The organism is Butyrivibrio sp. NC3005 (genome assembly GCF_000424545.1).
In the GTDB taxonomy this organism is placed as follows: Bacteria; Bacillota; Clostridia; order Lachnospirales; family Lachnospiraceae; genus Butyrivibrio.
Genome location: NZ_AUKC01000005.1, coordinates 99,013 through 118,203, shown reverse-complemented (window position 1 = coordinate 118,203; position 19,191 = coordinate 99,013). Strand labels below are relative to the sequence as shown.

At 35.1% G+C, this 19,191-nt stretch carries 15 protein-coding genes and 1 tRNA gene; 15 read left to right on the top strand and 1 reads right to left on the bottom strand.

From position 1 onward, the window contains the following. Positions 1-146: 146 nt before the first annotated feature. The 10 genes from nrdR to G634_RS0102210 all read left to right on the top strand — a co-directional run bounded on the left by nrdR (position 147) and on the right by G634_RS0102210 (position 10,991). On the top strand, positions 147-602 hold the full coding sequence (gene nrdR / locus G634_RS0102255; RefSeq protein WP_026503935.1) for a transcriptional regulator NrdR: 456 nt from the start codon (positions 147-149) through the stop codon (positions 600-602). 104 nt (positions 603-706) lie between these two features. Then, positions 707-2,302 (top strand): ABC transporter substrate-binding protein, encoded by a 1,596-nt coding sequence (locus tag G634_RS0102250; RefSeq protein ID WP_026503934.1) that lies wholly within the window; start codon positions 707-709, stop codon positions 2,300-2,302. A 151-nt stretch (positions 2,303-2,453) separates the two neighbouring features. Further along, the gene (locus G634_RS0102245; RefSeq protein ID WP_026503933.1) at positions 2,454-3,392 is read left to right on the top strand and encodes an ABC transporter permease; all 939 of its coding nucleotides are present in this window, start codon (positions 2,454-2,456) and stop codon (positions 3,390-3,392) included. A gap of 274 nt (positions 3,393-3,666) precedes the next feature. Next, positions 3,667-4,779 carry an endonuclease/exonuclease/phosphatase family protein gene (locus tag G634_RS0102240; RefSeq protein WP_026503932.1) on the top strand — a complete coding sequence of 371 codons (1,113 nt, stop codon included), beginning with the start codon at positions 3,667-3,669 and terminating at the stop codon, positions 4,777-4,779. Between the two features lie 22 nt (positions 4,780-4,801). After that, positions 4,802-5,620 (top strand): ABC transporter permease, encoded by an 819-nt coding sequence (locus tag G634_RS0102235; RefSeq protein ID WP_026503931.1) that lies wholly within the window; start codon positions 4,802-4,804, stop codon positions 5,618-5,620. A gap of 41 nt (positions 5,621-5,661) precedes the next feature. Then, a complete protein-coding gene (locus G634_RS0102230; RefSeq protein WP_026503930.1) occupies positions 5,662-7,266 on the top strand; it encodes a dipeptide ABC transporter ATP-binding protein in 1,605 nt (534 codons plus the stop codon). 22 nt (positions 7,267-7,288) lie between these two features. Further along, on the top strand, positions 7,289-8,704 hold the full coding sequence (gene aroE, locus G634_RS0102225) for a shikimate dehydrogenase (protein WP_026503929.1): 1,416 nt from the start codon (positions 7,289-7,291) through the stop codon (positions 8,702-8,704). Continuing rightward, positions 8,701-9,132 (top strand): type II 3-dehydroquinate dehydratase, encoded by a 432-nt coding sequence (locus G634_RS0102220; RefSeq protein WP_026503928.1) that lies wholly within the window; start codon positions 8,701-8,703, stop codon positions 9,130-9,132. Before aroE ends, G634_RS0102220 begins: the two co-directional genes overlap by 4 nt. A 163-nt stretch (positions 9,133-9,295) precedes the next feature. Next, positions 9,296-9,853 carry an elongation factor P gene (efp, locus tag G634_RS0102215; protein WP_026503927.1) on the top strand — a complete coding sequence of 186 codons (558 nt, stop codon included), beginning with the start codon at positions 9,296-9,298 and terminating at the stop codon, positions 9,851-9,853. A gap of 142 nt (positions 9,854-9,995) precedes the next feature. After that, complete coding sequence (locus G634_RS0102210; RefSeq protein WP_026503926.1) at positions 9,996-10,991, top strand: DUF5688 family protein; 996 nt, start codon at positions 9,996-9,998, stop codon at positions 10,989-10,991. A gap of 80 nt (positions 10,992-11,071) precedes the next feature. On the opposite strand, the gene G634_RS0102205 is transcribed toward G634_RS0102210, so the two are convergent. Beyond that, a tRNA-Arg gene (locus G634_RS0102205) sits at positions 11,072-11,143 on the bottom strand. A 267-nt stretch (positions 11,144-11,410) separates the two neighbouring features. Here G634_RS0102205 and G634_RS0102200 point away from each other — a divergent pair. The 5 genes from G634_RS0102200 (at position 11,411) to G634_RS0102180 (ending at position 19,190) form a co-directional block, all read left to right on the top strand. Beyond that, a complete protein-coding gene (locus G634_RS0102200) occupies positions 11,411-12,940 on the top strand; it encodes an SH3 domain-containing protein (protein WP_026503925.1) in 1,530 nt (509 codons plus the stop codon). A gap of 886 nt (positions 12,941-13,826) precedes the next feature. Then, positions 13,827-15,161: an NADP-specific glutamate dehydrogenase gene (gene gdhA, locus G634_RS0102195; RefSeq protein WP_026503924.1), complete on the top strand. Its 1,335-nt coding sequence runs from the start codon at positions 13,827-13,829 to the stop codon at positions 15,159-15,161. 292 nt (positions 15,162-15,453) lie between these two features. Continuing rightward, positions 15,454-16,542, top strand: a complete 1,089-nt coding sequence (locus G634_RS17645; protein WP_051233629.1) for a DUF4422 domain-containing protein — start codon at positions 15,454-15,456, stop codon at positions 16,540-16,542. Positions 16,543-16,585: 43 nt separating this feature from the next. Then, complete coding sequence (locus tag G634_RS0102185) at positions 16,586-17,137, top strand: hypothetical protein (RefSeq protein WP_026503923.1); 552 nt, start codon at positions 16,586-16,588, stop codon at positions 17,135-17,137. Between the two features lie 25 nt (positions 17,138-17,162). Then, a complete protein-coding gene (locus G634_RS0102180) occupies positions 17,163-19,190 on the top strand; it encodes a methyl-accepting chemotaxis protein (RefSeq protein ID WP_026503922.1) in 2,028 nt (675 codons plus the stop codon). Position 19,191 lies beyond the last annotated feature (1 nt).

Sequence of the window (19,191 nt, the reverse complement as noted above, 5' to 3'; positions counted from 1 at the left end):
AGGTTATTACTAATTATAAGTTATAACTTATATATATAACTTATGGCGGGTAGTTTGTGGCATATATTTTCTACTCGATTAGTTATTTATAATATTTTTTATGTCAGATGTAACTTACTGTTCATTTGAAAGGAGTTTTAGCAGTTATGAAATGCCCTTTTTGTGGTTTGGATAATTCAAGAGTAATCGATTCCCGCCCAGCTGATGATAATACATCTATCCGAAGGAGAAGGGTATGTGATTCATGCGGTAAAAGATTTACTACATATGAAAAGGTCGAGACAATACCTCTTATAGTAATTAAGAAAGATAATAATCGTGAATCTTTCGATAGATCAAAAATTGAGGCCGGAGTTCTTAGAGCGTGCCATAAAAGACCTGTTAGTGCAGAGCAGATTACAAAGCTTGTAGATGAAGTAGAGAGCGAAATATATAATCTTGAAAAGAAAGAAATCTATAGTATGACAATTGGAGAAATGGTAATGGATAAGATAAAAGATCTTGATCCTGTTGCATATGTTAGATTTGCGTCTGTATATCGTGAATTCAAAGATGTTAACACATTTATGGATGAATTAAAGAATGTAATTAATAATAAATAAAAAATATATGAGTCAAGATTTGTCTTGACAATCTTTTAACAAAAGCGTAATATCCTCTTGTTACGAAAAAAATTTGCGCTTATGCGCTGAAGAGGAGTGAAAACATGAGAAAGAAAAATATTGCTATTCTTACTGTGCTTTCAACATTGGCTATTGCACTGAGTGGATGTTCAGGCGACAAGACAGCGAATCCTTCTTCTACATCAGAACAAACAACCGGTGCAGAAGCAAATGGTGCTGATTCTAAAGCTGATGCTAGTAAAGACAGCAAGGCTAGAACAGACGAAGAAAAAAATGCTACACTTACGGTTGGTATACCTCAGGATCTTGACGGATTAGATCCTCATATTGTCAAGGCTGCAGGTACTAGGGAAGTATTGTTTAACGTTTATGAAGGTCTTGTAAAGCCAGACAGTGAGGGAAATATAAATCCAGCAGTTGCAAGTGAATATAAAGTATCAGAAGATGGCAAAACATATACATTTACAATTCGTGATGGAGTAAAGTTTCACAATGATGCTGTAGTAACAGCTGACGATGTCGTATTTTCTCTTAATCGTTATAAAGAAACTGGAGCATCTATATTTGAGAATGTAAAATCAATTGAAAAAGCGGATGATAAGACTGTTAAGATTGAATTAAACGAAGCTAATTCTGAATTTATTACATATATGACAGTTGCTATCATGCCAAAGGATTATAAGCTTGCTGATAGCATGCCTGTTGGAACTGGACCATATAAATATGTATCTCGTTCACCACAGGAGAATGTTGTATTAGAGAAATTTGATGATTATTGGGATGCAGATAACGCAGCTCATATTGGGCATGTTGTTTTCAAAATTGAATCTAATCCAGATTCTGTTGTAATGGATCTTGAAGGTGGTTCAATAGATATGTTTGCTCGTGTTACTAGTACGCAGGAAGCGCAGCTTTCAAAAGAAAATTTTGAAACTTACAAGGGTAGTATGAACCTAGTTCAAGCGCTTTATCTGAATAATGAGTCTAAGCCTTTTAATGATGTTAAAGTTCGTCAGGCTCTTTGCTATGCAGTTGATCCTTCTGAGATTATGAGCTTTGTATCAGACGGAGAAGGATATGAAGTGGGAAGTGCTATGTTCCCGGCATTTAAGAAGTATTTCATGGAAGAGCTTAATGATGTATATAAAAAGGATACAGATAAAGCTAAGAAACTTCTTAAGGAAGCTGGATATCCAAATGGATTCAGTTTCACAATTACAGTTCCATCCAATTATACGCAACATGTTGATACTGCAGAAGTAATTGCTGAAGAACTTAAAGAAATTGGTGTAACAGCCAAGATTCAGCAGGTAGAATGGAATACGTGGCTAGAGAATGTTTATAATGGAAGAAAATTTGAGTCAACTGTAGTTGGTATTGATGCTTCTACACTTAATGCATCATCACTTCTTGCCCGTTATCAGTCAGATTCTAGTGGTAACTTTATAAACTTTAAAAATGATGATTTTGATAAGAAGTTTAAAGAAGCACTTGCAACAGTTGATGACGATAAGCAGACAAGTGCCTATAAGGAATGTGAAAAGATTTTGGCGCAGCAGGCAGCAAGCGTTTATATTCAGGATCTCCCTTCTTTTGTTGTTTTGAACAAGAAATTTACTGGATATCAGTTCTATCCGTTATATGCTCAGGATATTGCCAAGATTCGCCTTGCAAATTAATGTTTATTTTTTATAAGGTGTAAATTATAAGCGTTTTCGAAACTTGAATTCTAGGTAATATTTAAATGTAATTTATGTAAATAAAAAGGGGTCTGACCGAAAGGCCGGACTCTTTTTTTAAATAATTCTACGAAAAGAAAAAGGTATTTTCATGAAATATATTCTGAAAAAAACTTTAATGATGTTAATAACACTAATTGTCGTTTCAATGTTAGTATTTCTAGCGTTCAATATTATTCCGGGAGATCCCGCAGCTAGAAGACTTGGAACGGAGGCTACACCACAGCAACTTGCTGCGTTAAGAAAGGAAATGGGATTGACAGATCCGTTGTTTGTCCGTTATATACGTTGGGCAACTGGCTTTATTCATGGTGACTTGGGGCAGTCATACTCGTATGGATCAGTATCAAAACTTCTTATAGATAAGATCCCTATTACTATTTCTATGGCACTTATGGCTTTTTTGATAATGGTGGTAGTGTCTATTCCGCTTGGAATATTTACAGCCAGACATCAAGGAAGTGTAGTAGATCATGTCCTTCTTGTAGTTGATCAGGTAGTAATGGCAATACCTCCTTTTTTTTCAGGAATATTACTTACACTTATATTTGGTCTGACATTCAGACTTTTTGTGCCTGGAAGCTTTGTGTCATGGAAGACAGATATGAGAGGATTTATAAGTTATCTTATATTTCCTGCAATTGCTGTAGCGCTTCCTAAGATTGCTATGAGTGTAAAACTTCTTCGAGGAAGTGTAATTGAGGAAATGCGCAAAGATTATACCAGAACTGCTTATAGCAGAGGTAACACTGTTAGAGGTGTGTTATATCTTCATGTTCTTAAAAATGCTTTAATACCAGTAATAACTTTTATGGGAATGGCATTAGCAGATATGGTTAGTGGAAGTATAGTAATCGAGCAGGTTTTCAGTATCCCAGGGCTTGGAAGAATGCTACTTGTGTCGATTAACAATAGGGATTATCCGGTTGTACAAGCTATAATTATGGGAGTAGCTATTCTAGTAATGATTGTTAATTGGATGGTGGATATAATTTATCGAATAATTGACCCTCGAATTGAAAGTCTATAAGAATAAAATGAACATAAAAAGAAGGTATGACTTCTTGTCACTTATATTCAGAAACTCGCATTTACTGCGAGTTTCGTGAGAACAAAAGTCAAGCGGCAAACTGGTCCAAGGCGAAGCCTTTTTAAATGGCCAGTTTGCGTAGTTTTTGGAGCGTAGTGACAAAAATCTATAGGTTATTGTTTTCATCAGGAAAAACAAGAACCTATAACAAAGATAATAAAATTAGTAGTTGCCCCAAAATGGCTTTCTAAAAGAAAAATGAAAGGAAAATGCTATGAAAAAAGACAATGTTCTAAAAAAACTTATCAAGATTTTAGTTGGAATTGTTTTATTTTTTGTGGCCAGTTTTTCTGCATTGATTCTTTTTTTGACTATCTTTGAATATCGACCACAAGAAACTACATTTCTTGAAATCTTTTCTACTTTGGAGGATGAGAATTATCCAAAAGTTGGAAAAACTTTTTCTATATTAAGTTGGAATATTGGTTATGGAGCTTTAGGAGATAATGCTGATTTCTTTATGGATGGAGGAAAAAGTGTTAATACTTCAGATAAAGAAAGAGTGGAATTGAATGTTCAGAAAATTTCAGAAGTTGTAAATAAACATAATCCCGACATTTGCCTAATGCAAGAAATGGATAGAAATTCGACACGTTCTTACAAAACAGATGAATACAGGGAAATATTGAACAATTTGAGTGGGAATTTTGATTCATCATTTGCATATAATTACAAAACTTTTTTTGTACCTTATCCTATTCCGCCAATTGGTAAAGTTAATGCCGGACTTGGGACTTTCTCAAAGTTTACTATAGGACAGGCAGTTAGGACATCACTTCCATGCCCGTTTAAGTGGCCATCTAGAGTTGTGAATTTGAAAAGATGTTTAATGACAGATAGAATGAAGGTTGTGGATGAAAATGGTCAGGATACAGGGAAAGAGCTGGTTGTTATAAACCTTCATCTCGAAGCTTATGACAGTGGTGAAGGAAAAATTGCTCAGGCTAACCTTTTAAAAAACTATTTAAAAGAGGAGTATCAGAAGGGAAATTATGTCATAGCCGGTGGAGATTTCAATCAAAGTTTTTCTAATATTAATATTAGTAAGTTTCCTGTAATGGAAGGAATATGGGTATCAGGTGTGTTTGATATAAATGAGTTTGAAAAAAATTGGCAGTTTGTGATGGATAAAGATACACCCTCTTGTCGTTCATTAGATAGACCTTACAAAGGAGCAGATACATCTGTTGATAAATTTCAGTACTATGTTATTGATGGTTTTATTGTTTCACCTAATATCAAAGTTGAGTATATGAAGGTGCAGGATTATTCATTTGAAAATTCTGATCATAATCCGGTAATTTTAAAAGCAGTTTTATTAAAATAAACTTAGAAAAAGAGTGTTTGATATGAAAAGTTCGAAGCGCAGAATTAAATGGAATGCATATTTAATAACAGGATCAATACTTATGGGAGTATGCCTTATTGTTGTTCTTGTTGGTGTTTTCTGGACACCATATGATCCAACTAAAATGAGTGCATCAGAGAAACTACAGGGGTTGTCTGTAAGGCATATCATGGGAACAGATAATAAAGGAAGAGACATATTCAGTAGAGTTATGTACGGCAGTAGAATAACACTTCTTATTGCATCTGGAACTATGATTATAGGAGCTGGAATAGGTTCTGTTATTGGAGCATTGGCAGGATATTTTGGAGGTTTTTTTGATGAGATAGTTATGCGCATAATTGATGCGATGTTGGCGTTTCCATCAATTCTTCTTTCTCTTATTATTGTAAGTCTATACAGAACCGGAAATATTGAAGTAATGATTGCTCTTGGAATAGCATTTATTCCGTCATTTGCCAGAATAGTTCGTTCTGAAGTATTGAGGTGTCGTGATACTGACTATGTTAGAAGTGCAAGATTACAGGGTGTTTCTAATCTTAGAATTATCTTTTGGCATATCATGCCAAATATTCATGGTGTTTTATTGTCATCTATACTTATTGGTTTTAATAATGCAGTTCTTGCAGAGGCAGGATTGTCATACCTTGGAATAGGTTCACAACCACCTTATGATAGCCTTGGAAGCATGCTTTCAAGCGCACAGCAGTATATGCTGACAAATCCAGCTTGTGTTATAGGACCTGGATTTGCAATTGTCTGGATTGTTCTTGGCTTTTCTTTTCTTGGAGAAGGCATAAGAATGGATAAAGAAAACTAATAGTATTTTTGAAGGTAACCTTCTGAAAGGCAAACAAGAAAATGGGAAATAAATCAAATAGAGAGCCTATTTTATCAGTTGAAAATTTAAAAATCGAATTTCATGACCATGCATCTCCAGAAACAGCGGTTGAGGATTTTGATCTTGAACTGTTTCCAGGAGAAATAGTTGGATTTGTTGGTGAATCCGGTTCTGGCAAAAGTCTTAGCGCAATGGCTATTGCAGGTCTTTTAAATAGAAAAAGCTTGACCAAAAGCGGAAGGATAATGTTCCAAGGTAAAGAACTGCTTACTTGTTCAAGAAGTGTTCTTAGAACTTTTCAGGGTGATGAAATCTCTATGATATTTCAGGAACCTAACACTTCTTTAAACCCAGTAAAAAAGATTGGATGGCAAATTGAGGAAAGTTTAAGAATACATCACTTGGATGTATCACCTGCTAAAAGGAAAGAACGTGCAGTAAAGATGCTGGCAGATGTAGGAATGTATAATCCTGAGAAAATATATGAAATGTATCCACATGAGCTTTCGGGGGGAATGCGTCAGAGAGTTATGATAGCCGCTGCTATGATTGGAAATCCGCAAATTTTAATTGCTGATGAACCAACAACTGCGCTCGATGTTACAGTTCAGGCTCAGATTGTAGAACTGCTTAGAAAAATAAACAGAGAAAAAGGAACTGCTATTATTTTTATATCACATGATCTTAGCCTTGTTAGACAATTATGTTCTAGGGTATTGGTGATGCAGAAAGGAAAAGTTGTAGAATCAGGCGATACCGAGCAGATTTTTAATTCTCCAAAAAACAGTTATACAAAGGAATTAATAGCTGCTATTCCGGTAGTAGATATAGCAAATGATACAGAATATATCGACGAGTTTAAGTACAGTGAGGATGTTCTTAAGGTAAAGGATTTGAATGTTTATTATAGAAATCATAAGACAGGTCTTTTTTCTAAATCAAATCGACAGCAAATACTTAAGAGTGTGTCACTTTCAATGAAAAAAGGTGAAATTCTGGGATTGGTTGGTGAAAGTGGAAGTGGAAAGTCTACTCTGGCCAAAACTATTGTGGGAATAAATAAGGATTTTGAAGGAACTATCCAAAAGACAGATGATTATCCTCAGATGATTTTTCAGGATCCATATGGAAGCCTTAATCCGGGAAGAAGTGTTAGGTGGATTCTTAGAGAGTCGCTTAGAGCAGATAGAAAAAAGAAGTGGACGGAAGAGGAGATTGATAAGAGAATGAAGGATGTCTTAACTCAAGTTGAGCTTCCGTTAGAATATCTTGATAGAATGCCTTCTCAATTGTCAGGAGGTCAGAGACAGAGGGTTAGTATAGCACTAAGTTTAATGCAAAGGCCAGATATTCTGATAGCAGATGAACCAGTTTCAGCTTTAGACGTTACTATTCAGGCTCAGATTTTGAAACTGTTAGAGCATCTTCATGAGAAATTGGGTATTTCTATTCTGTTTATCTCACATGATTTGAGAGTTGTATATCATTTATGTGATCATGTGGCTATAATGAAAAAAGGTAAAATTGTTGAATTTGGTCAAACCAGGGATATATACAAAAACCCACAGGCTGACTATACCAAAGAATTGCTGCAAAGTGCTGGAATTGTAGATTTAGGCATTTAAAGCTTTAGTTAGGGAGAAATATATGAATGAGACAGATGGGAGAACAAAAACTTGTGGCTTGATTGCGCATCCGGCAGGACATACTTTATCACCTATGATACATAATAGTCTTGCGGAATATACAGGAGATAATCTAGTATATGTCCCTTTTGATGTTGAAGAGGATGAACTTGGAAATGCTATTAATGGAGCCTATGCACTTGGAGTACTAGGACTAAACGTAACAGTTCCGTATAAGGAGCAGGTTATTAAGCAATTGATAGAGATTGATCCGCTTGCAAAGAAAATTGGTGCAGTAAATACTCTTGTTCGTTGCAAAGATAAGAAAGGGTATAAAGGATATAACACCGATATGACTGGACTTGCTAGAAGTTTAAAAAATAATGATGTCTCTATTGAAAATCAAAATGTCATTATTCTTGGGGCGGGCGGAGTAGCAAGAGCGGTTGCACTTTTAATGAGTGCGAAAAAAGCTGCAAATATTTATATTCTAAATAGAAGTGTAAATAGAGCAAGAGAAATCGAAAGCGAATTAAAAAGTCAAGATGATAATTGCTCTAAGGTATTTGCATTATCACTTGATGAATGGAAAATAATTCCGCAAAAAGATGATAACGGCGATAAAATAGCATATCTTTGCTTTCAGAGTACTTCAGTTGGTATGTACCCAAATAACGATAAAGTTATTATAGATGATCCAAAGTTTTATGAAATGATTCATACTGGTTATGACATAGTATATAGACCTATGGAAACAACTTTCATTAAAATGTGCAAAGAACATGGGGCAAGAACTTTGAGTGGACTTGAAATGCTTCTTTTTCAGGGGATAGATGCTTATGAACTTTGGACAGGAAAAGTGATTGAGAAAAAGTGGTCAGCTGAAATTTATCAGAAGATGGTTGACTTTTTTAATAAGCCAAAGAATATAGTGCTGGTAGGTTTTATGGGGAGTGGTAAATCAACGGTTTCCAAAAATCTTGCCTCTAATCTGTGTTGTACAAGGCTTGATACAGATTTTTTGATTGAAAAAAGCATGGAATGTTCCATTTCTTCTATCTTCAGTGAAAAGGGCGAAGAGTATTTTAGAAATTTAGAGACCAAGACTTTAAGAAATATTAATAAAGACAATGATGATAGAATTGTTCTTGCTACAGGAGGGGGAATTGTTCTTCGAGCAGAGAATAGGAGACTTTTAAAGAAAATAGGAATGGTAGTTTATTTAAAAGCCTCTCCAGAAAGCATCTATAAACGAGTATCAGGTAATGCTTCAAGACCTCTTTTACAGGTTGATGATCCGATGAAGAAAATAAAAGATTTGATGCAACAAAGAGAAGCACTTTATGAACTTGCAGCTGATATTGTAATAGATACAGATGGGAAAACTCAAAGTCAGGTAGCAGAAGAGATTGTAAAAGCATATGAGGGGGAAGGATGAAGATACTAGTAATAAATGGTCCTAATCTGAATTTTTTAGGAATAAGAGAAAAGAATATTTATGGTACGCAAGATTATAATTATCTTGTAGAAATGATAACTAAAAAGGCAAAAGAAACAGGGACTGACATTGAAATATGGCAGTCAAATCATGAGGGAGCAATAATAGATAAGCTCCAGGAAGCATATTATAATAATATAGATGGAATAGTAATAAATCCGGGTGCGTACACACATTATTCATATGCTATACATGATGCACTAAAAAGTCTTGAAAAGATATATAAAGTTGAAGTTCACATATCCGATATAAGTCAGAGAGAAGATTTCAGGCACCATTCAGTAACTAGTGCTGCGTGTGACAGACAGATTGTAGGACATGGACTTGAAGGTTATCTTGAAGCGATAGATATGATTTTACATAAATAATAGAGTATTGACAAAAATACGTTTCATAGTATAAACTATGTTGAGTTGTTTGTTAATTTGAAGGTTTATTTATTCAGAATAAGGCCTTATTTTCTTTCGAAAAAGATTGTTGATAATATCAGCAGTTAGATTTTATAATTGATATGTTTTTCAGGAGGTTTCTATGGTTACAGCCAGCGATTTTAGAAATGGTGTTACGATTGAAGTAGATGGAAAGGTTTGCCAGGTTGTTGAATTCCAGCATGTAAAGCCAGGTAAGGGCGCAGCTTTCGTTCGTACAAAGCTTAAGGATATCATCAACGGTGGTGTTATCGAAACAACTTTCCGTCCAACAGAGAAATTCCCACAGGCAAGAATTGAAAGAAGAGATATGCAGTATCTTTACAATGATGGTGATCTCTACAATTTCATGGATACAGAAAGCTACGAGCAGATTGCAGTTGGCAGCGATGTTGTTGGTGATGCAATGAAGTTCGTTAAGGAAGAAGAGATGTGCAAGGTTAGCTCCTACAACGGAAGCGTATTTGCTGTTGAAGCTCCTTTATTCGTAGAGCTTGAGATTACAGAGACAGAGCCTGGTTTCAAGGGTGATACAGCTACAGGTGCTTCTAAGCCTGCTACTGTTGAGACTGGTGCTACAATCAACGTTCCATTGTTTGTTAACCAGGGTGATAAGATTAAGATCGATACAAGAACTGGTGAATATCTCAGCCGTGTTTAATTCAGTATTATAAATTGAATTTTCACGTATTCTTTCATATTTTAAGTTTAGAGTATAATGCTCTAGTGATAGAATCTGTAAGGCAATAGAGTTCGATTAATTTCGAATGTCTATTGCCTTTTTTGTTTTTTAGGAGTTTGGTATGAAATTTGATTTGTTTATCGAGAAAGTTAGAGAATATGTGGAAGGATACTGCATGGGCAATGGCAGTATTTCTAAAAAAGGGGAAGACAATAATAATTCGGCTGTTATAATTAATGTGGTTGAAAAAAATAATGGGGTTAAACTTCATGGTCTTAGTATAAAAGAAAAGACACAGAATATTTCTGCAACTGTATACTTGGAAGAGTATTACGAGGAATATCAGAAAAATGGTGATTTTGAAGGCATATGTAGGGATATAGTCAGTAAGCTTAATCAGAATAATCTTCATAGGTGTGTAAATGTTGATTTTTTGAAAGAATTTGAAAAAATAAAGAATAGAGTATTTCCTAAAGTAATAAACTATGAGAAGAACAAAGAGGGGCTTTTGAATATGCCTTATAGAAAGGTTCATGATTTAGCTGTGATATATTATGTATCTTGTGATAATATTATAGATGGCGGTGTTATAGTAATAAAGAATGACTTGTTTTCAAGATGGCAGATATCTGAGGATAAGCTTTATGAAATAGCAATAAATAATATTGAATTGCTGGAACCAAAGATGATTTCTATCGAGAAGATGATTTTGAATATTGAGCTTGGACGAGGTATAGGAAAAGATTGGATTGATATAAGATCTGATGTAGATGATGAAAACATGGAGAAAATAAAAAGCTATTTTCGAAATGATACATCTCATATGTTCGTGGTATCCAATGCTGCAAGGCGGTTTGGGTCATCACTTATTCTAAGTGGTAAACTTATGAAATTTTTTGCTGACTGTTTGGGCAAGAGTTTTTATATATTGCCGTCATCTGTTCATGAGCTTATAATCTTAGCTGTAGCAGATTCTGCTGACTGTTATGAAATAATGAATTTAAAGGAAATAGTTAAAAGTGTAAATCAGACTTCAGTAGATGAAATCGATTTCTTATCTGATGAAGTTTACTTATATAATTTCCAAAGGGATGAAATAACAATTTGCAAAAATTAAAATTATATTAGCTTTTTATTTAAAAAAATAAAGAGATATTGTTTGAAAAAACTTAATCAAACAATATCTCTTTATACGAATGCGCACGACAGGAATCGAACCTGCAATTAAGGCGTCGGAGGCCTTTGTTTTATCCGTTAGACTACGAGCGCAAAACTAATGATGTTTTTTGACATCTATATTATGATATCATAGTAAAGTTACAACGTCAAAACAAAAAAGCCTTATTTCTTCCTGAAAAACCTTGACTAATTGTTAAGAAAAATGTAAAATTGTCATATTGCTTGTTTTATTTATATGTATGGATACAATTGTTATATAGAGCATTTTTTATATGTTCTAGAAAATGTGTGTTTTTAGGACTAAGTTTCTAAAATACATGAATTATTAAAGCAGGAAAAGAGGATTAGTTTTAAAGCATGATGGGTAAGAAAGATAAAAGAAAATGGGAGCCTTTTCGTTCGAATGAGAATTCCATTGGTACGTACATTGCTGATCATAAGCGAATTATTATGCCGGCATTTTTAGTTATCTGTTTATTGATTACACTATTTATTGCTGGACGAGCTGGAAAGAAACCTGGTAACAAGGAAGTTAGTGTAAATGCTACAAATTCAGGAACAAATGCTGCAGGAAGCTCAGAAAGCGGGGCTACAAATGGAGCATCTGTAAAAGCTGAAGATGTCGTAATGGAACAGGATGCTCACCAAGATGTCGTAAATCTGGTAAATATGTTTTACGAAGCACAGAAAACAGGCGATGTTGATAAAATCAAGTCGATGTCTCAGGGAATTACTCAGGCAGCGCTTATACGTTATCAGGCAGCTTCTGAGTATATTGACTCTTTTAATAATATTACTGTTTATACAAAACAGGGACCAGAGCCAAATTCATATGTTGCATATGTCTATTTTGAAGAAAAGTTCAAGGGTTATGATACAAGTTCAATTCCAGGACTTAATTCATATTATATAAGAACAGGCGATAATGGACAGCTTTATCTGTATTTTGGTGATGTTGATGAAAAGGTATCTGATTATCTTGCACAGTTGAGTTTGCAGGATGATTATGTAGATTTATCAAATAAAGTTTCCGTTGCATATAATGGTATGATGGAAGCAGCTCCAGAACTTGAACAGTTTTTGACTAAGCTTTCAGCTGAACTTAATCAGAATGTTGGAAAGCTTCTTGCTGAACAGGGAATTTCTGAGTCTAATGAATCTGAAAGTGGAGAGAGTGTTGAAGTTGCAAATGCAAATAATGCAGCATCAGCTTCTTCAAATGCAAGTGTATCATCTTCTTCAAGTAATGATGCAGGCGAAGCTAAGAGCACAGAAGTAGCATCTGCTTCTGGCAGCACTGAAGCATCAACGCCTAAAGAAGAAAATAAAGAAGAGTCGAAGAAAGAAACTAAGGTTGTAATTAAACTCAAAGCTAATGATGTAATAAATATCCGTAAGAAGCCTGATCAGACATCTGAAGTATTAGGAAAGACGGAGAAAGATAAGGTTTATAATCTTATAAGTCAGACCGACAATGGTTGGAGTGTTATTGAATATAATGGTTCAAAGGGATATGTTGCTACAATGTATTTCTCTGAAGTTAAGACAGAAGTTGCTGTAAATTCTAATGATACTCAGGCTAAGAAGACTGACGACAAAAAATCAGAAACAAAGGCTGATAGTAGTAATGCTTCTAATAGCAAAAAAACTGAAGAAAAGGCTGATTCATCTAAAGAGACTAAGAAAGCAATCAATCTTTCAGCAGGAAAGTATCATGTAAAAGAAACTGTTCGTATTCGTGAAAAAGCAAGTACTGATGCTAGCGTTGTGACAAATGCTTATAAGGGTGAAGAAATAACCGTTAAGAAGTGCTTTGCAGACGGATGGTGTGAAATCGAATACAATGGTAAAGCTGGTTATATAAAGACTGAATTTGTTGAGAAATAATAGATTTTTGTCACTTCGTTCCAAAAACAACGCAAACTGGTCATTTAAAAAGGCTTCGCCTTGGGCCAGTTTGCCACTTGACTTTTGTTCTCACGAAACTCGCAGTAAATGCGAGTTTCTGAATGTAAGTGACAAGAAGTCATAGTTTTTTGTCACTGCGTTCCAAAAACTACGCAAACTGGTCATTTAAAAAGGCTTCGCCTTGGGCCAGTTTGCCGCTTGACTTTTGTTCTCACGAAACTCGCAGTAAATGCGAGTTTCTGAATAAAGTTGACAAGAAGTCATACTTTTTAGTTAAAAAAACGGTAGTTCGATTTTTGAACTACTGTTTTTTTAAATTAATCAGTAAATATTAGCCATATTATAAAAATATATATTTTTTTGTTATTTGAACTAATTAGATGAGTTCTGATGGCTTGTAATATTTCATGAGCAGAACTGTTTATAAACGTTGGTTCTTATTGGGTTTTTTTTAGCGCATTACGAACCATTACGTTTATAATCAAGCGAAAGCGTGTCTGCGACGAAATATACAAACATCAGAACAGATTATATAAAACAAAAAAGAATAGGTTCTTGTTTTCATTAGGAAAATCAATAACCGTACCAGACCAAAATCTGTCGTTAAAACAAATTTTGTCCTGCGAAGCAGGATTCTTGCTGATGATTATCCTAAATCTCAGCAAGAAGTCATATTATTTTTTTGATTTAATGTGATAAAGTATCTTGCGAAATTTGACTCTTTGTTCTATACTAGACAAAGGTTACATGTCTACACAATGGAGCGTAGAGATCGAAGGGTCTTTTATGCTCTTTTTTAGTAGAATATTAAATTTTTTTATACTGCATTATGCAGTATCGCGTTTATTCGCGGGAAGGAGTCAAGATGTCATACGTTGATGAGATTTATGAGAGAGTGGTTGCACAAAATCCTGCACAGCCAGAGTTCCATCAGGCAGCAAAAGAGGTTTTACAGACATTAAAGCCTGTTATTGATGCTAACGAGGTTAAGTATCGTAGTGAGGCTCTTCTTGAGAGACTTACAACACCTGAGAGACAGATTCTTTTCAGAGTACCATGGGTAGATGATAAGGGACAGGTGCAGGTTAACAATGGTTTCCGTGTACAGTTTAATTCTGCTATTGGACCGTATAAGGGAGGACTTCGTTTCCATCCTTCAGTAAATCTTGGTATCATCAAGTTTCTTGGCTTCGAACAGATTTTCAAGAATTCTCTTACAGGCCTTCCAATTGGCGGTGGTAAGGGTGGTTCTGACTTCGATCCTAAGGGTAAGTCAGACCGTGAAGTAATGGCATTTTGTCAGAGCTTCATGACAGAGCTTTACCGTCACGTTGGAGCTGATACAGATGTTCCTGCTGGTGATATCGGTGTTGGTGGACGTGAAATTGGTTTCATGTATGGTCAGTACAAGAGAATCACAGGACTTTATGAAGGGGTTCTTACAGGTAAGGGTCTTACATATGGCGGATCTCTTGCTCGTACAGAAGCTACAGGTTATGGTCTTGTTTACTTTGTAGAAGAAATGCTCAATGATCACGGTGATTCTTTCAAGGATAAGACGGTTGTTGTATCTGGTTCTGGTAACGTTGCTATTTACGCTATTCAGAAAGCTCAGCAGCTTGGTGCCAAGGTTGTTACTTGCTGCGATTCTACTGGTTGGATTTATGATCCAGAAGGAATTGATGTTGCTGTTCTTAAGGATGTAAAAGAGGTTAAGAGAGCACGTCTTACAGAGTATGCTGCACAGCGTCCAAGCGCTCAGTATCACGAAGGAAAAGGTGTATGGACAGTTAAGTGTGATATCGCTCTTCCTTGCGCTACTCAGAATGAGCTTAATCTTGACGATGCTAAGACACTTGTAAACAACGGCTGTAAGGTAGTTGGTGAAGGTGCAAACATGCCTACAACTCTTGAAGCTACAACATTCCTTCAGGAGAATGGTGTACTCTTCACACCTGGTAAGGCTTCTAATGCAGGTGGTGTTGCAACATCAGCTCTTGAGATGAGCCAGAATTCTGAGAGACTTTCTTGGACTTTTGATGAAGTAGATGCTAAGCTTCAGGGAATTATGAAGAATATTTATCACAACTGCGCAAGCGCTGCTAAGGAATATGGTATGGAAGGCAACTATGTTGCTGGTGCTAATATCGCAGGATTTAAGAAGGTTGCAGAAGCAATGGAAGCTCAGGGTATTGTTTAATCAGGACCTAACAGCTTTATAAGATAGCGAAGAGCTTTTATGTCATAATGATAAGATATTAAGAAACTCAATAGTAATAAACTAAAATAAAGAGACTGACGCTTTAATGTGTACAAACATTAGAGGTCAGTCTTTTTGTTCTATTAAAAAAATATCAGCAAAAACTAAAAATAAACTGAATAATTATTCAATTTTGACCGAAATAAAAGTATGAAAAACAGTAATGCTAGTATAAAATTTACCACTAAGTAAAGTTCTACGAAAAGAATATTCATAAAATCGGGGAGGAAAGATGGTCAAAATATATGTGATGACACACAAAAAGTGTGATTCGCCCCGCGATAACATGTACGTTTTGATGCAGGTTGGGAAGGCGATTCATGAAAGTTTGGGGTATTTGGGTGATGATACTTATGACAATATTTCGAATCTAAATCCATTTTTTTCTGAATTAACAGGAATGTATTGGATTTGGAAAAACGATAAAGAATCGGATATTGTTGGATTGTGTCATTACAGACGCTATTTGCTTGATGATAATAATAAACTTTTTACAGGTAAAGAAATTGAAAAGCTTCTTGGAGATTTTGATATAATCACCACAAAGCTTTTAACATTAAATTATAGCTACTATGAAGGCTTTTCTGCAAATCATAATAGAAGAGATTTGGATATAGTAGAAAATATTATTCGTATTCATTATCCAATGTATTATGATATTTATATAAGTTGTGTTAATGATATTCATACATATTTTGGAAATATGATAATTTGCAGCAAAAGAATTTTTGATAGCTATTGTAAATGGCTTTTTGATATTTTGTTTTTGACAATGAAAGAAGTAGATATGACAGGGTATGATGATTATCAAAAAAGGTTGTACGGGTTTATATCTGAAATACTTCTTTTAGTTTATATAAAATATAACAATCTAACAGTTAAAGAATGCAAAGTAGCGATGTTTGGCGAAAAAAAAGAGACAATTGAGATGAAAGACAGGCTGGAACGTTTTTTTAGAGAAAAAGATATGGCAGGCGCTAAAGAATACTTTATGGATTGTTTGTCAAAAAGGCCAGATGTTCTAATGGAAGCTTCAGACATTAACGGTGAACTTAAAACCTGTATGCAGCTAATAATAACAGCACAGTATGAACAGGAAATTTATGATAGTTCTGGTAATAATAAATGTTATTTAGATGAGTGTAATGATCTTCGCATCCTTATTCCTCTTTATCAAAGGCTAAATGACGTTATGGAGAGGAATTTAAATAATAAACCGCAGCAAGAAGATGCTGGATTCTTGGCTGCAAATAACTTTAGTCAAACTGCTTTAGGTATTGCAAGAGAAGTTGTACGTGCGAAAAAGCGAATTTCAATATAGATACGCTAAAATTACAGTAAGCGAACGAAAGGAGGGTAGTTCTATGGCGGTAAACAGGGTTACACGTATAGATACTTCTGGAGAACGTTGGTATGCTAAACCCAATGACAAAGTTCGTATCGTTACTGGACTTTCTGATGATGAAAAATCTCAGTTACAGAGAACACAGCTGGAATTTAACGTAAAAACCAATTCCTTGACTCAGAATACAGAAGAATTAGGAGCTGTTTTTGAAATAGTGTCTGATGAAGATAAAAAAGTTATGAAAACGTCTTCATTGCAGGAAAAGGTTAGAAAGAATAAAAAGTCTATACATGATGGAGATGAATCAACAGGAAGTAGGATTACGATTACTCCAGATGATTTAAATGTTGAAAAGGCAAAGATAATACACAGTCCCTATGTTAAAGATGAAGGAGATAGAAAGAAGAATAAAGGAAATGCTATTTTTGTTCGAGATGATAGCGAACTAAAAAAGAGTACTCTTGTTGAAGATGAGTATTCAGATATAATTGTTGAAGGCGATAGGACGTATTTGGAAACTACTAGAGTTGTAAATGGTAAAAAAACCGTATCAAGGTTGGAAATTCGTTAAGAGTTAAGAGACGGAGGTCATAGCAATGGCAAAACTAAAGGATCAGTCAGCACACAACGCACCAATAAAATCAATCAGTGGAAAACTGCTTAAGATGGTTCTTCCGCTTATTGCTATTTCTATTATTGGAATAATATTGTTTATGACAGTAAGGGCAAGAAGTATAGTTGTAAACATGGCGGAAGACTTACTTAAATATCAGACACTCTCAAATTCGAATAAATATAGCGCAGAAGTAATGTCTTTTATTTGTAAAGCAGATACTTTTTCTCTCACGCTTGAGAATCGTGAATTTACGGATGATGATGATTTATTCCAATTCTTGGAATATTCCAAGTCGTTTAGTACCAATGCACCTAATGGTATTTATTTGGGATTAGACAATGGTGATTTTTTCGACTTAAGTGGTTGGAAGCCAGGAGATGACTATGTTCTTGCCGATAGAAAATGGTATCAGGACGGTGTGAAGAATAGTTCGTTTACAGTTGGTGCTCCGTATATGGATCAGGTAACTAATAATCTGGTTGTACCTATAGCAAGGGCTATTAAACTGAAAGATGGTCGAACAGGTGTTGCTGCATCGGATATGCTTTTAAGTAATATTATGGAAGAAATATCAGCAATGAAGCCTCTTGGAAAAGGAAGTTCAATGCTTCTTGAAGATAATGTTATTATTTCCTATCCGGTAGATGGTTTTAATGGTACAGCTGTGACTGATCATCCAGATGATGAGTTTGTCAACAATGTTTATAAAGAGATGACCTCCAATCCAACTAGTGTAGTTAAAATGTCAGCAAATGGAAAAAGATTTTTTGTAGATTATGAAAAAATAGATGGAACACCTTGGACTTTGATTTCGACCATCGAAGAAAATGATATTGTTAATGAAATTAATGAATTTATGATTATCAGCTGGATTGTAGCTGCTGTAATGCTCGTAGTTATAGCATTTATAGTTCAAAGACTAATTAAGTCTATAGTATCAAATCCTGTTAAGCAGCTTACAGAGAATATCATGAGTGTTACCAATAATGATTTTTCAATTGATATTCCTAGTAGAGGAAATGATGAAATAGGCGTAATGAATCACAACATGAGAAAATTTGTGAATCATATGCGTGAAACACTGGCAAATATGAGAGATGTTACGCAGCAACTTTCAAGTGAAGCTGGAAATAGTAGGGAAGCTTCAGATACAATGTTAAGTGAAGCTACAGCTCAGGCAGAATCTATGAATCAGATTAGAGAAACTATGGATGGAATGTCACAGGCTGTATCTGAATTAGCTACTGATGCAACTGATCTTGCTGGAAAAGTTAATGATCTTACAAGTCAGGGTAGCGAAACAAATGACGTAATGAAGAAACTAGTTGAAAAAGCTGGCGAAGGTCAGAAAGACATGAAGCTTGTAACTGAAAGCATGGATGAAATTTCTAAGTCTATGTCGGAAGTAAATGATGCAGTAGAAAGTGTTGATGAATCTGCAAAGAAAATTACTGATATTATAGAAATGATTAATTCCATTGCAAGTCAGACAAATCTGTTATCGCTTAATGCTTCAATTGAAGCAGCTAGAGCCGGTGAAGCAGGAAAAGGATTTGCAGTAGTAGCTGATGAAATTGGTAAACTTGCAAATGATAGTGCAAATGCAACGACAGAGATTGCGTCTATTATCGGTGATATTGCTAATCAGATATCGTCACTTGCAAAGAAATCTACTCAGAATGTTGAGGCTATTAGAAAGAGTGCAGAATCTGTAGGAGTAGCAGAGAAGACTTTTGAAGAAATCTTCCAGAGTCTGGATATTACAGGTGATACGATGCATGAAATGATTAGAACAATGGGTGATGTTAACGAGATTGCTACAAATGTAGCAGCTATTGCCCAGGAACAGTCAGCTAGCTCACAGGAAGTTACTGGTACGCTTGATACACTTGCAAGTAGCGCTGATGAAGTAGCTCATAAGAGTCAAAAGGTTAAAGAGAGTGCAGACGGTGTAGCTCAGGGAGCAGACTCTATAAATGGTTCAGTTAGCATGTTCAGAATAGGATAAT